This window comes from Dulcicalothrix desertica PCC 7102 (assembly GCF_003991905.1).
Classification (GTDB): Bacteria; Cyanobacteriota; Cyanobacteriia; order Cyanobacteriales; family Nostocaceae; genus Dulcicalothrix; species Dulcicalothrix desertica.
On sequence record NZ_RSCL01000008.1, the window covers coordinates 216,910 to 232,280 of the forward strand.

At 37.2% G+C, this 15,371-nt stretch carries 10 protein-coding genes; 5 read left to right on the top strand and 5 right to left on the bottom strand.

Annotation, left to right across the window (positions count from 1 at the left end; translation table 11 throughout):
* Positions 1–34: 34 nt before the first annotated feature.
* A complete protein-coding gene (locus DSM106972_RS18475; protein ID WP_127082076.1) occupies positions 35–2,257 on the bottom strand; it encodes a CHASE3 domain-containing protein in 2,223 nt (740 codons plus the stop codon).
* Positions 2,258–2,477: 220 nt separating this feature from the next.
* Here DSM106972_RS18475 and DSM106972_RS18480 point away from each other — a divergent pair, with 220 nt between their 5' ends.
* Positions 2,478–3,989, top strand: coding sequence for a DEAD/DEAH box helicase family protein (locus tag DSM106972_RS18480; RefSeq protein ID WP_127082077.1), 1,512 nt, complete (start codon positions 2,478–2,480; stop codon positions 3,987–3,989).
* A 175-nt stretch (positions 3,990–4,164) separates the two neighbouring features.
* Positions 4,165–6,312 carry an S-layer homology domain-containing protein gene (locus DSM106972_RS18485; RefSeq protein WP_127082078.1) on the top strand — a complete coding sequence of 716 codons (2,148 nt, stop codon included), beginning with the start codon at positions 4,165–4,167 and terminating at the stop codon, positions 6,310–6,312.
* 67 nt (positions 6,313–6,379) lie between these two features.
* Here the strand turns inward: DSM106972_RS18485 and DSM106972_RS18490 are convergent, their stop codons facing one another.
* Together DSM106972_RS18490 and DSM106972_RS18495 are read right to left on the bottom strand one after the other, a co-directional pair.
* Entirely contained in the window at positions 6,380–6,898 is a 519-nt protein-coding gene (locus tag DSM106972_RS18490) for a GNAT family N-acetyltransferase (protein ID WP_127082079.1), read from the bottom strand.
* Entirely contained in the window at positions 6,882–7,169 is a 288-nt protein-coding gene (locus DSM106972_RS18495) for a type II toxin-antitoxin system TacA family antitoxin (RefSeq protein WP_019491336.1), read from the bottom strand. Before DSM106972_RS18495 ends, DSM106972_RS18490 begins: the two co-directional genes overlap by 17 nt.
* A 182-nt stretch (positions 7,170–7,351) precedes the next feature.
* Between DSM106972_RS18495 and DSM106972_RS18500 the strand changes: the two genes are divergently transcribed.
* The 3 genes from DSM106972_RS18500 (at position 7,352) to DSM106972_RS18510 (ending at position 13,277) form a co-directional block, all read left to right on the top strand.
* A complete protein-coding gene (locus DSM106972_RS18500; protein ID WP_127082080.1) occupies positions 7,352–8,575 on the top strand; it encodes a DUF790 family protein in 1,224 nt (407 codons plus the stop codon).
* Positions 8,576–8,772: 197 nt separating this feature from the next.
* Complete coding sequence (locus tag DSM106972_RS18505) at positions 8,773–10,539, top strand: AAA-like domain-containing protein (RefSeq protein WP_127082081.1); 1,767 nt, start codon at positions 8,773–8,775, stop codon at positions 10,537–10,539.
* Positions 10,536–13,277, top strand: a complete 2,742-nt coding sequence (locus DSM106972_RS18510) for an AAA-like domain-containing protein (RefSeq protein WP_127082082.1) — start codon at positions 10,536–10,538, stop codon at positions 13,275–13,277. Before DSM106972_RS18505 ends, DSM106972_RS18510 begins: the two co-directional genes overlap by 4 nt.
* On the opposite strand, the gene DSM106972_RS18515 is transcribed toward DSM106972_RS18510, so the two are convergent.
* Positions 13,254–14,606, bottom strand: a complete 1,353-nt coding sequence (locus tag DSM106972_RS18515) for a flippase (RefSeq protein WP_127082083.1) — start codon at positions 14,604–14,606, stop codon at positions 13,254–13,256. The two genes, DSM106972_RS18510 and DSM106972_RS18515, sit on opposite strands and share 24 nt — an antisense overlap.
* Positions 14,607–14,645: 39 nt before the next feature.
* On the bottom strand, positions 14,646–15,338 hold the full coding sequence (locus DSM106972_RS18520) for a PD-(D/E)XK nuclease family protein (protein WP_127082084.1): 693 nt from the start codon (positions 15,336–15,338) through the stop codon (positions 14,646–14,648).
* Between the last annotated feature and the right edge of the window lie 33 nt (positions 15,339–15,371).

The following is a 15,371-nucleotide window of genomic DNA, read 5'->3' on the forward strand; positions in this document are numbered from 1 at the left end:
TCAATTATTTACCAGGATATAGGTAAACCCGCCCCTACACCCTTTTGATCAATTCAATCCAGAATCTACTGCCACTATTAACTTGTGATTCTACCCCAACTTTGCCGCCCATACGTTCTACGGCTTTCCGTACAATAGCTAAACCGATACCTGTACCTGGATAAGATTCTGCACCGTGTAAGCGTTCAAAAACACGGAAAATTCTTTCTTGGTGTTCGGGTGCAATACCTATACCGTTGTCTTCAACCCATAAATATACCGAATTTTGCTGTTTGCGTGCGTATATATGTACTTTTGGCTGTATTGCTGGTTCTACAAATTTAATGGCATTGCTAATTAAATTTGTAATTACTTGCATCAATGTCGGACGATGCGCCATTACTGATGGTAACGTGTCTATTGTAATTAAGGCATGTTTTTCTTTGATAGAGGCGCCAAGTTGTTTCAATGCTTCTTGGACGATGCTATTCAAATCTACTTGTTGTAGTTCTATTTGAACGCGCGTTAAACGACTGTATGATAATAAGTCGGCGATGAGAGCATCCATTTGAACGGCGCCTTCGGTTATATATTGAATATATTCCTGTGCAATTTCGTCAAGTTGGTCAGCGTAGTCTTCTTGTAAAGCTTGAGCAAAACCCTGCATCGTTCTTAACGGCGCCCGTAAATCGTGAGATATTGAATAAGCAAAAGCCTCCATTTCAGAATTCACTTCTTGTAATTGTAAAGTGCGTTCTTGGACTCGTTGCTCTAATGTCTCATTAAGTAGCTGAATTTCTGCCTCTTTATACTTGCGTTCGGTGACATCTTCTGCTATACCAGCAACTCGATAAATTTCTCCTTCTTGATTGCGAATCGGAAAACCTCGGTCTTGTATCCAGCGCACCTCACCATCTGGACGAATTATCCGGTACTCTATATTTAACGTTCCACGATGTATATTTTCTCGGTGTAGTTCTGCATGACGCTGTTTATCATCTGGATGAATAGCCTCACTCCACCCCATAGGATTATTTTGAAGACTGTCAATTGTGCGTCCCCAAATTCTCTCATATGCGGGACTAACATAAATTAATTGGCCGTTACGTGGGTCAAAAATCCAAAAAACTTCATGAATGCTTTCTGCTAGCTGGCGAAATTTCTCATCGCTGCTGCGTAATTCTGCTTCGGTTGTTTTTAACTGGGTAACATCATAGAACGTTGCAACCGCAGCAACAATTTTATTAGACTCGCGAACAGGTGTAGAGCTAATATATACAACTTTCTCGCTACCATCGGGTTGAGGATACCTAAATTCTTCATCTACAACACATTCCCCTGTGGTCAAAGCGCGAACCATTGGATACTCATGAGCTTCGTAGGGTCGTCCATCTGGGTGTAAAGCTTGGTATTCGCTATAATCATCCATACTTTCTGTTGCAACAAGTGCGTGTCCTAAAATCTTTTCTGCTTGCTTGTTACCAAGAATTAATTTTCCTTCATTATCTGCTATTGCGGCGCCTACAGGTAATTGTTGCATCATCGTTTCCAAACGATTACGTTCTGCCTGCAACTCAGAGAAAAGCTGATTTTGCTTAGTTTGCTCTTGATGCCGAAGAATTCTATCACGACGAAATAAGTAATAAATAATTCCTATTCCTAGTATATTTACGCTATTCGTTATAACTGAAGATAATAATGTACTATCAATACTAGCTTTAGACTCAGCATTACGTAGCTGCAACAGTTTATTTTCTTCGAGTTGCAACGAAGCTATTTGGCGCCGAATTTTATCCATTATCAGCTTACCTCGATTGCTTCGCAGTAGTTGCAAAGCAGCCTGTTGTCCTTGAGTTCGCTGAATATCAATAGTACCTTCAAGCTCAGTTAACTTTGTATCTACAGACTTTTTTAAATCAACAATCCGTTGCTGCTGTTGAGGGTTATCGCTCGTTAGCTGCTGCAAACCAGCAATTTGTTGATTAACTGTATTAATAGCAGTCTTATAAGGTTCTAAATAACGGTCATCACCTACAAGTAAATAACCACGTTGCCCAGTTTCCGCGTCTTTAAGCATAGACAAAGTTTTCTCAAGTGTACTAATTACCTCATGTGTATGAGCAACCGACCGTTCATTCTGAACTACTTTCAAAGTATTACGATAGGAAAGCGCTGCATTAAAAATAACTAGTAACAGCGTTAACCCTAAACCAAGATTAATCTGTCGTCGAATCAATGGTAGCTTCATGCCTGAAGAGGGGGAAGGGGTAATTTTCACCTGATACTATTTTAAATTGGCGCCGATAGATAAACGTGAATTAGCAACGGATGAGAGCGGATGTAAGGGATTATTTATTTTGTGAAAATAGTAACCATTATTTATGGTACCTTAAAAAGACTTCCTGAATTGTATAAATCATCCGTTATATCCGTTTATCATCCGTTGCCACTTTTGCGCTATTAGTAATAAATAGATACAACAACGCTCACCGCGAAAAATGGCTCGCACCCCTACTTTAACTTTTGATCGTGGCACATTGATTTTACATCCACCACCTAGGGGCAGAAGTTGGATGGATTTTGCCACATGGGATGACCGGGTAGAAAAATTCCGTATACCCGCGATTCAATACCGCGCGCTTGTCGAATCACTACAAGCGGAGAATACTATTTTTAACGATGATGCTAAAGCGTTTTACCAGGTGGACTTGGTAGCGAGTCTTGAAATGGAACCTTACCAGCACCAAAGTGAAGCGCTAGCAGCGTGGAAGTTGGCAGGTAGGCAAGGTGTTGTTGTGCTTCCAACAGCAGCAGGAAAGACGTATTTAGCGCAAATGGCAATGCAAGCGACACCACGAACTACATTAATAGTGGTGCCAACGTTAGATTTAATGCATCAGTGGTACGCGCATCTTAAAGCAGCGTTTCCAGATGCGGATGTGGGTTTATTAGGAGGAGGTTCGCGCGATAAAAGTTCTATATTAGTAGCGACATATGATAGTGCCGCAATTCATGCGGAAACGATAGGTAGTATGTACGCGCTAATTATTTTCGATGAATGTCACCATTTACCGACTGATTTTAATAGGGTAATTGCGGAGTATGCTATTGCTCCTTATCGACTGGGTTTATCGGCAACTCCTGAACGTACCGATGGTAAACACGCTGATTTAAATATTTTGATTGGTAAGGAGGTTTATCGCAAGCGCGCGGAAGATTTAGCAGGGAAAGCTTTAGCTGAACACGAAATCGTCCAAATTAAGGTGAAATTATCGCAGCATGAGCGGGAAAGATATAATAAATTAATGCAAATTCGCAACGATTTTTTAAGAGAATCAAAAATATCTTTGGGCAGCATTCAAGGATGGCAACATTTTGTCATGGCTTCCGCTCGGTCGCAAGCTGGACGCAAAGCGATGTTAGCGCACCGGGAAGCGAAGGAGATTGCTTTGGGTACTGATGGTAAAATTAGAATTCTCACCGATTTGTTAGCAGAGCATTATCCAGACAGGATATTAATTTTTACTGCTGATAATAATACTGTGTATAAAATTTCTAATGAATTTTTAATTCCTGCGATTACTCATCAAACTCCTGTGAAGGAACGACATGAGATTTTGACTAAGTTTAAAGAAGGTGAGTTTAAGAGTTTGGTTGCTTCTCATGTGTTGAATGAAGGGGTGGATGTGCCTGCTGCACGAATAGCAATTATTTTGTCTGGCACTGGGTCTGTACGGGAATATACGCAGAGGTTGGGGCGGGTGTTGAGAAAGGGTCAGGAAGCTAATAAGCAAGCGATTTTATATGAGGTGGTGACGGAAGATACTAGCGAGGAAGGAACATCCGCAAGAAGAAGGAATGAACCACAAAGAACACAAAGGACTCAAAGCAAAGAGGGGGAGAAGAAAGGAGATTTAAAGGTTGTGTATGGTACTGGGCAAAAGAAAACTCCGCGCGCTGCTGAACAGTTAGGTTTATGGAATGATTCAGGAGATACACCTAATTTTTAAAATACTTACGTATGGTGGGCAGTGCCCACCATAATTTTATTATGTATAATTACATAATTTATGAAAATTGCTTAAGGGTTTGTGTTTGATGTTTGGTTTAAGGCGCCACACGGGATAACTAGGACAAGAAGTGATTATCGCTTCTTGGAGTTTTATTAATTCGGTATGGTGTAGGATGAAAAACCAAAATCAAAGTTTCTTGGCTTTTTTTAGCAAAGTTATTTTTGCAGTTGCCTATGTGGCAATGGTTTCACCAATAGCTTCTGCAAATACAGCATCAGGGTTGCCTACCAGCATTGAAGAATCTACTAATCCGCAAGAATCAAAAGTACTAGCAAGCGCAGACGATGACAATGACGACGACGATGACGATGATGATGATTTGCCGGAAGTCGTTAAAACATCTGTTTTTAAAGATATTTCTCAGCGCACAAATGTAGAAGTTTCTTCTTTGCGCGTTCTTAGAGCCGAAAAGACTACTTGGTCTAATGGCTGTTTGGGTTTAAAATCCGATGAAGTTTGTTCACAAACGTTGCTTCCTGGTTGGCAAGTCGTCGTTGCTGGCAGTACCCAAGCTTGGGTTTATCGTACTAATGAATCTGGCAGTATAGCCAAAATTGATGAAACATCAAGTCAGTCAGTGACTGCAACAATTCTCAAAACACGAACTGTTAACGAACAAATTAGCAGTCGCACTACTACTATTCAACGTCGCAGTCAAGTACTCGCTGCCAGAACTACTGCGGTTAGTCGTGAGGATGAAGCAAATATAAATGCTGTTAGTCGCAGTAGTATGCAAGTTAGTGCTGCAACTGTTGACGTAAAAAGCAAAAAACCCGGTTTCAGTCTGGCAATTCTGCAACCGTCAGGTAGTTTTGAAGAAGTTATAGCGCGCGTTTCTATAAAAGGTAAACGCGGTAAGAGTTATCTCAAAGAACGCTTTTTGGGTGATTATAAGTACAAAATCCAACAAAAAGCCAAATTTGTTAAAGGTTTGAAAGCTGGCGACAGAATTGTTGTCCGGTTGTATGATACTCAAAATCGCTTTATCGGCTACAGCGAATTTGAATGTTTGTCGGCAAATACTGCTGTTAATCTGATTTTGTCGAATAATCCCAGTGGCTATAAAGTTGTTCGCACCGTTTATGGTTTAGATACCAATTTTGATGGCGCCATTGACTCAGGTAGCACAACTTACGATTATTTTACCCAAGTAAACGAACAGCGCGTTACTTTCTTAAGAAGTTCGCAGCAAGTAAATGTCAGTCAATTCCAAATTGAAGGATTATCAGCAGTTGCCAGTCGCAGCGTTTATCCTGCATCTTTTACCCAAGGTGAATATGCGCTAGTTCGACAGTCTGTGAGTGCTTCTAGTACAAATCTCGCTTCAGCACTCAAAGCGGCGCCAAGTCAGTTGGTGGAAGTGAATGAAGTTAGCGATGACTCAACTTTCGATGTCAGTCAAAAGATGATGGACTATCGTGAAGTAGGTGTTGCAAACGGTATTCAAGTTAAATTCTCGGATGTATCTGTAAATCACTGGGCAAAAGATTTTATTGCCGAGTTAGCAGCAATGGAAGTTATCGAAGGTTTCCCCGATGGTTCTTTCCGTCCCGAAGAACAAGTAACTCGTGCCCAATTTGCAGCAATGATTGCCCAAGCATTTGAAAAAGCGAAAGTTCGCAAAGTAGCTTCCTTCAGCGACGTTTCCTCGCGTTACTGGGCATTTAATGCAATTCGCGAAGCTTATCAAACAGGATTTTTAACTAGTTCTGGTAGTCAATTTAAACCAACCCAAGGTTTATCGCGTCTAGAAGCAATGCTAGCAATAGCACGCGGTTTGAATTACACAGTTACAGGTTCAACCGAAGCAATATTAGCAGCTTACAGCGATGCTACTACCATTCGTAGTGATGTTCGCTCTTCTATTGCTGCCCTTACCGAACGCGGTATCGTCGTTAACTATCCAAATATCGAAACTCTCAATGCTGATAAAGTCGCAACCCGCGCCGAAGTTTGTGCTTTAATTTACAAAGCATTGGTTAGCAAAGGTGAAGTTAGCGACATTTCTTCTGAGTATGTTGGTGGAGGAAACAAAACCGAAATTGAATCGCGCAACGACGATGATGACGATGATGACTCAGAGCGCAAAAAACCTAAACGTCCCTGTAACCAAGGTATCGGAAACGGCGCCGAAGGATGTGACCCAGGTAACTCCCGTCCACATGGTGGCAGCAACGACGAAGGTGATGATGACGATGACGATGACGATGACGATGATGACGATGATAAAAAACGGTCACCAAATAAAAAAGATGATTAACTAGTTAGTTCTAAATTAACTCTTGTGGGGTGGGCATCCTTGCCCGCCCTTACTTACTTCAATAAAGTTAAATATCAAAACGTTGACAAAGTTCCTCTATTGCTTTAACAGGCAGATACAGCTTAAAGGGATATTCCTTAAATTGTTGAAAACCATACTTTTGATAAAAAGCAACTGCATTTTCATCTATAGCTTCTACAACTACAGCAACGGATGCAACTTGCTCTGTCGTTCTAAGCGCGCGTTTCATAGCATCTATTAAAATGACCCCTCCCAAACCTTGACCTTGCCGATTACTATCAACAGCAAGGCGACCAAGTAAAATAGCAGGAAGCAAAGGATAGCGAGGTAAACCTTTAGCAAAAGCTTCGTTTAAATTATTAATATCTAGCGTATAAAAAGATAAAGTATAGTAAGCAATAATATCAGTACTTGGTGAATCAATCAAAACAAACACTGTAGCAACTTTTTTCTTGAGGTCTTGGGATGCGGATTTACGTATGTAGTTATCTAAACTATCGTTTCCACAGGAAAATACTGAACGATTATGCCTTTTACTATCGAGCAACTCAATCGTTAATACCATTTTGCATCACCTGTTTATAACGTAAAGCTGCTGCAATCAGAGCATCATTTGGTATCGCTGGCTGCTTTAGGGCTTCTACAAAAGCTTCAGCATCTTCTAAACTTAGCTTGAGCGTTTGATGCTGCTCTATAACTTTGCAAGCTGCTTGTTGAACGCTCGCGATGACAAAATCTGTTAACGTGACTCCCTGTAAGTCAGCAGCCTTTTGCCATAAAGCTTTTATCTCAGGATTAACGCGCGCTTCTAGTCGAGCTATCTTTGTATCATTCATAGAAAATAAGCTTAAGCCTACATTTTTATTATATACGGCAATATGCCGTAAAAAATCAACAACTATGATGATAAGATAGAGTTAGTTTCCAAACATTATTTGGTATGACTGTATCATCAAACGTTTACGAAATAGTTATACAGTTTTAGGATATGGGTTAACCCGCCCCTACGGTATTGACCATGTTAACAACTGATTTACTTATTTATCGCCAAAATGGTGAACAGATTATACCTAAACGTTTGAAAATTGAATCGAAAAGTTTGGAGTTAGCGACTGAGCTAATTAATTGTTTTCTCAGTATGCGAGGTAAAACCCAAGGTGATTTAGAACGACAATTGTCTGAATTAGAGGGGGAAAGTACTGATTACCGTGTGAAGCGAGGATTAGCTTATATTCTTAAAAGCAGCTTTTGCAATTTTGAAATAGTCAGTCCCATTGACCCACTTTTACTACGCGAACGTGTATTCGCACGTGCTGCATTATCTGTTCCTAGTAGAAATCAAACGCAGGCTACACTTACATATGTAGCTGATGTATTAACTAAAGAACTTGAACGCGAGGTGTTACCCGAACAGGTAAAATCAGGGTTATATGCCGATTTGTCAGAAAATAGGATTTTAACAGCTTTTGAGGAACCAAATCCTGAAGCTTTGATACATAGATACAACTTGTCACAAGTGCAGGGGATATTTTACAAAGCGAGTCAGCTAGTTATCAACGCACATCGTAACAACCCTGGAGAGTACAAGTTATTATTTAGGTACTTAAAATTATTTCAATTAATGGCTTATATCGAAGGTGACTCAGACCACGGGTTTACTATTACTATTGATGGGCCAGTTAGTTTATTTAATCCGAGTACACGGTATGGTCTTGCTATAGCTAAATTAATTCCCGCTATACTTCACGTCACGAAATGGAGTCTAGCAGCAACATTACAAGTCCGCGATACTTACAACGATACTTGGAAAATCGGAAGATTTGCGTTGAATTCAGCAGATTGTGGTTTAGTTACACATTACCCACCTGGCAAACCATACGATAGCATGTTAGAAGCATCGTTTGCTGATAAATGGGATTCATTAAAAACCGAATGGAAACTAGAACGTGAAGTTGATTTAGTTCCCATTCCCGGTAGTGTCATGATTCCCGATTTTCGTCTCGTTCATCCTGACGGTAGAGATTACTTATTAGAAATTGTAGGGTACTGGCGCCCAGAATATCTACAGAAGAAATTTTCTCAAGTGCGACGTTCAGCATGTAATAATTTAATACTGGCTATTTCTGAAAGACTCAACTTAGAAAAAGCAGGTGTAAAATTAAACGACGTACCCGCACGCATAGTTTGGTTCAAAGACAAATTACAACCAAAAGCAGTATTAGCAGTGTTAGAAGATGTTTGAAAAGTAAAATTCAATACGTATTTAATCCCCCCAACCCCCCTTTCATGCGGGGGGTTAGGGGGATTTTAAAACTATAGTTAAAGTAAAAAACTTAAACTTCGATTATTGTAATAAATAAAACAGACGGTCTTGGTATTTATTGGTATAAATAAATATAAATTCTCAATGGCAGTGGCAGAACACCAAATGGAGGTAAGATGGATATTATTTCTTCTACATGTATGGTGGCACTGTTTAATACTGTTTGGCAAGGCTGTTTAACCAATGTAGCTTATGATGTAATTGAAGAAGTATTACATTTAGAAACTTTCATTTTAAAAATAAGAAATAATCATCAATTAAATCAATATTTAGCTTCGGCACTTGCTAAATGTTTTATTAATGCACAAAAAAATATTGCAAACGAATGTATTGAAGAACTCAAACGTAATTCTACCCAAGCTAATTATCGCGGACTAATTACCTATAAGCCAGAGCAAAACCATATTGATATTCATAATCTACAACATAAAATTGACTCTCTAAAAAAACAGTTACTTTTGATTAAAAAGAACCCAAGCAGTATACCTATTTTTAGTCTAACAGAAATTGAGCAACTATTAGCATCTAAAGCTGGAGCCGATTGTTCAACCTCTACAAGTCTTATAGATAAACTACTACCATTAGCGCTAGAAAACTGCCCCGTAGCTATCTATGAGCAAAAGCTAAAGCACCAAAAAAGTGGCTTATTTGAAAAAATATCTGACTGTTTTTTAGAAGAAGTAGTAGAGTATGAGTTACTTTATCGCATCTTTACAACTTTGTCTCAGTCTCGGACAAGTACTAATGTACAGAAAAATCATGAGGAATTACTCAACATTAAAAAGTTACTTGAAGACTTAAATAATTTTCCACAAAAAAGTGTTCATTCTAAAACATTACCAAGCTCCGATAAAAAACAAGATTTGCACGCTACACATCAAGAATTATTAACAGAATCAGAAGATTATTTATTGGATTCTAGTTTCTATTCTGATTGCTGTAAAGAAATTGATAAACCAGGCGCATTAATTAGAGTAAAAGCTCCTTTAAAATGGGGAAAAACATACTTAATGATGCACATTTTAAATTATGGTAATCAAAAAGGATATAAATTTGTAAGAGTAGATTTTAAGCAAGCAGACTCAAATGTTTTTATCGATTCAGAACAATTTTTAAAGTGGTTTTGTTCTAAAATTACTGATGAAATAAATTTGTCAGATAAGCTAGATGAATATTGGCGCCAAACAAGAGGTATAAAAAGGAATTGCAGTAATTATTTTGAAAAATATTTATTAGCATCAATTGATAACCCTTTGATTTTAGGATTAGATGATGTTGATTTACTGTTTTCTAACTTAACAACTGCTCACGACTTTTTTTCCTTACTACGTAGTTGGCATGAAGACGCGAAGGTAAAGCCAATTTGGCAAAAATTACGATTAATACTAGCTTACTCCAGAGAAGATAATATTTATCTACCTCAAAATCAGTCCCCATTTAATGTTGGCAAGAACGTCGAACTTCAAGAATTAAGTCAGAAGCAAGTTTTTCAGTTAGTACAAAAATATAAATTAAATTGGGATGAAGAACAAGTCAAACAACTGATGAGAATGGTAGGTGGTCATCCCTATTTAGTACTGACAGCATTGGAGCAAATTGCATATAAAAAAATCACACTTGAAGAATTTCTTGAAACTGCTCCTACTGAAGAAGGTTTGTACGGTGACTACTTACTGCGCTATTTAAGTTTCTTAGAAGATAATCAAGAGTTACTTGAAGCACTTCAGCAAATAGTAAATGCAAATACTCCAGTAAAAATAGATGCTAAGAATGCATCAAAATTGAAAAATATGGGGTTAGTAAAATCAAAAGGTAATTCCGTTGAGATTTTATGTGATTTATTTCGCCTTTATTTTAAAGATAGGTTAGAGGTTAATTCATGAATGCAGTATTTCAAGGAAATTACGGATACCAAGATGGAGGCACTTTACCTGCTGAATCTTTGACTTATGTAACACGGCAAGCAGATGAGGATTTTTACCAAGCACTAAAAGCAGGGAAGTTTTGTTATGTTCTTAATTCGCGGCAGATGGGTAAATCTAGTCTTCGGGTAAGAACTATGCAGCGGTTGAAAGAGGAAGGCATTCTTTGTGCTGCAATAGATATTAGCATCAATACTAATGTTTCTTTAGAGGAATGGTACACTGATTTAATAGATTGCTTAATTAATGAATTAGATTTAGCAGATAATTTTAATTTAGACAATTGGTGGTTTAGTTACAAAAGTTTGTCTCCAACACAAAAATTTAATAAATTTATTGAAATAATTTTAATCAATTATAATTATGAAAAAATTGTAATTTTTATAGATGAAATCGACAGCATTATTAGTCTTAAGTTTAAAATAGATGATTTTTTTGCTTTCATTCGATACTGTTTTAATCAACGTGCCGATAACCTGGAATATAGGCGCCTAACTTTTGCACTTTTAGGAGTAGCGACTCCATCTGATTTAATCAAAGATAAAACACGTACACCATTTAATATCGGTCAAGCAATTGAACTTAATGGTTTTCAGTTGAACGAAGTAGACCCTTTAGCAAAAGGGTTAGAAGGAAAAGTTGATAACCCGTTAGAAATATTGACGCAGATATTAAATTGGACAGGAGGACAACCATATCTTACACACAGACTTTGTAAACTTGTTAATGAATCACAATCATATATAATTGCAGGTAATGAAGCGGAATCAATCCAAAACTTGGTACAAGCTCGCGTGATTAATGATTGGGAATATCAAGATGAGCAAGCACATTTACGCACAATCCGCGATAGAATTTTAGAAAGCGAGAGCGCTGGAAGATTATTAGGCTTATATCAACATATTTTGCAAAACGACGAAGTTGCACCTAATGACAATCTAGAAGAAATGGAACTACGTCTATCTGGGTTAGTTGTTGAAAAACAAAACAAGCTAAAAGTTTATAACCGTATTTATCAAGTAGTATTTGACCAGACTTGGATTAACAAGGAGTTGGCGAAATTACGACCATACGCTGAAGCAATAAATGCTTGGCTAATGTCTGAACGTATGGATGATTCGCGATTATTACAAGGAAAAGCATTAGAAGATGCACTGCGATGGGCAGATAAAAAAATACTGAGCAACGATGACTATCAGTTTTTACAAGCAAGTCAAGCACAAGCTTGGAAATTAATACGTTTTAAATTTAACAATGACGAAGAAGCGTCTAATGTACTAGAATTAATTGCTTTATGCGACAAATATCCTGAAAAAGCTACGGAATTTCTATTTATTAACTATTTTGAGCAATGGTTTGTAGGACATTTAGGAAGAACAGATTTAGCAAGCATATCAACGAAGTTTGTATCTGAGTATAAACAGGACAAACGCAGAGGGTTAGAGATGTTTGTACGAGAACTTTGTAAAAGCACAGAAGAAATCGACCCTTACCCCAAAATTTTTGTAAAACCAAATAAACTAGACTTTGGTACAATTCCAATTGGATATCAACAACAAGTTTATTTAGAAATAGGCAATAATGGACGTGGCTTTGCTTGGGGTGAGATAACAATTGAAGGAGATGTTCCTAGTATAACTATAATGAACACGTCTTTTAGTTCACTTACTACTAAATCAATTTTTGTTGAGATAGATACACTTTACACATTACCAGGAGATTATCAAGGTACTATTAATATTTATTTGGAAGATATTGACTATGATTGTCGAATTGATATTAATTACAAAGTTACAAAACTTAAGATTTATTTAGAACCTGCTCAATTAAATTTAGGCGTTATTAAAGGTGATGAAGTTAAATTCGATGAGATAATAAAAGTAAGTTGCGAACCACCTACAGGTAGAATTAAAGGTACTATTTCAACTCAAGCATATTCTTTTGGGCCAGAGCATATTAAAATAAAACCGACAATATTTGAAAGCTCAAAATTTTATATAAATTTAAAAGTTGATACAAGATTAATGCAGTTAGGCTCGCATGAAGATAAAATTATTATAAAAACAAACGTCGGCGAATATTCGATTCCCATACTTTTCAAAATTCCAACAAGATGGGAAAATATATTATCTATTTCTTTTTTCTATGCTTTTTTTGCGGGATGCAGTCTTGGACTAATTCGATTTGTCAATTCATTTTCATTAGTACAATTGAGAAGTTTTTGTTATCTTAATAATACAAACAATAATCTTATATCTTTAATCACAAACTTAGAGCCTAATTTTATCCTAACTTTGTTTGGGTGTTTAATAATTATAATATTGCCAAAGTTTACAAGTGTAAATTTTGTTACAAAAATTTTTGATTTTTTCGGTAACTTTGTTCATTTAATAATAATTTCTATTTTAATATTATTACCAATAATTATAACATCAGGTCAACTTTTTTACCTTTTAACTTTAGTTAGTTTTTGTTTTATCGTAATTTTGGATTTATTCGTATCTCCACTAAAATTTATAGGTATAAAAGAACCTTCTATTGCATGGTTAATAATGGGTGCGCTAATCGGAACTCTAGTAGGAATACTCCCAGCGTTACATAATAATAAAAAAGATAATATTTATTTATGGATTAAAATAATCATTATAACCCTAGCAATATTAATATTTGGATATTCAACGATTGATACAGGGTGTTAACAATGCAGCAACAATCGAAGGACGAATACCCAAATGCTTGACTACCAAGCGATGTAACCATAAATTCCATAGCATCATCGAAAACGCTGTTGCTAATGCGGCGCCTAAAATTCCCAGAGTGCGTATACCAATCAAATTCAGTACAATATTAACGAGTGCGCTGATACCCACAACCACCGCACACTGATTTTGATGTCCAGTCATCTGCAACAAATACCCCACCGAACCTGCACCCACGTTAACTAGTTGCCCTAAAATCAAAGCTATTAATACAAACTTCGCGCTGACAAATTCCTCACCAAACATTCGCAGTACAGGTTCTGCAAAAATAATCATTCCCAAACCAACTGCAAGGGCAGGAAAAAACATCCACTTAACGCTGGTCGATACTAATTTTTGCAGCCCAACCATATCACCTTTCACATATAATGAAGCAAACATCGGCGCTGCAATTGAATTGATTGATGTTAGCAACAAATTTACCCACAGTGACGTTTTAAAAGCGGCGCCGTAAACACCCACTGCTTTCACTCCTAGCATACCACCAATCATTAGCGTGTCTGCTTGGTTCAAAATCACGTTAGAACCATCGAGAAATATTACCACTAATGCTACTTTCCACCATTGACCCAATGCATAACTTGACTTGACATAATTAATTTCTCTAGGAAAACTCAGACGTAATAAAATCAATTGCCCAACTGTAACAATGAGTAAAGATAGTATTGAACAAAACAGTACATTATATGATGTTAAAGAATGCCCCACACTCCATAACATCGTTATAACCATAAATAAGATTGGGTAAACAACCATATATGGCGCCAATGCTAAAATAATCCGATGCAAACCCCTTGCCATTTGTTGCTGTAAAATTGCAATAGCTAGGAAAGGAACTCCCCAAACGCCAATAATCAAAGCTATGGTATTTTCTAATTTATAATATACTTCTAACCGAAGTAATACTCCAGTACTCGTGCATGAAACTATTAAGCTAGCAATAAGTGTTTGTAGCCAACTACCCGTAACTATTCCCTTTAAATGTGCCCAATCTTGTTTAATAATATATTCAGGAATAAACCGCAACACAGTCGTAGGAAAACCCAAACTAGCAGGAAAAGCTAAGAAAGTTGCTAGCGTCGTTGCGTATTCATACACTCCATATTCTGTAGCTCCAATAGTCTGCGCTAAAAAGACTTGAAACCCATAATTTAAAGCAGCATTTAATATTTGTACAGCTAAAGCACTACTGGCGCCACGTGCTAAAGTTATTAATAATGAAGATGTTGTTTCAGGCGCCGTTTGTTGTAGATTTTCCTTTTTATTCATTTATATTACAGATATAAGAACAGTAGAGACATTTATCTACTATAATTGCCAATATTTTCTCTTTTCCCAATATTCCTTAACTCGTTTCTCCCATATCAACCAGTATTGCTTTATCGCTTCGGTGTCAAACCAAAACACTTCAGCAGGACTATTGGGAATAGCCACAACCAAAAGCGCATGTTTTACTTCAATATTATACTCGCGATAAGATTCGCTAACTGCACCTAAATATGCTGCTAACTGCAATGGATATTCGTATAGTCTTTCTACAGAACCTTTTGGTTTATCAGCAGTTTTCCACTCGCAAATACAATTTATACCCTCATAGCTGGCAACGCAGTCAACTTGACCCGAATAATTTAAATTGTAGTTAAAAACCGAACCTTCAATTAATCTTACAGTATCAATTTTATCTAAAACAGGTTTAATACTTTCCCAGTATGGAAGACTTGCTTCAGGACAAACAGGGTCTTGGTTAAGTAAATAACGTTCAATCTGTTTATGTGTTTGAGTACCACGACGACTAGCTTTTGTTGTAATCTTAGTCGCTTCTTCTACACCAATGCGTGTTTTCCAATTAGCTAACCTATCACGGTCTTCTTGGGGTTTAGTAGCATTCAATATTGTTGTCACACTCGGAAAACTTTTTCCATCAGCATCAACGTAATATTGTTTACCATCTTGACGTGAAACTTGAGCGTTTATACGGGGGAGCAATTGAATATTGAACATAAAAAATACTACTTTTGCTAGAGGAAATATTTA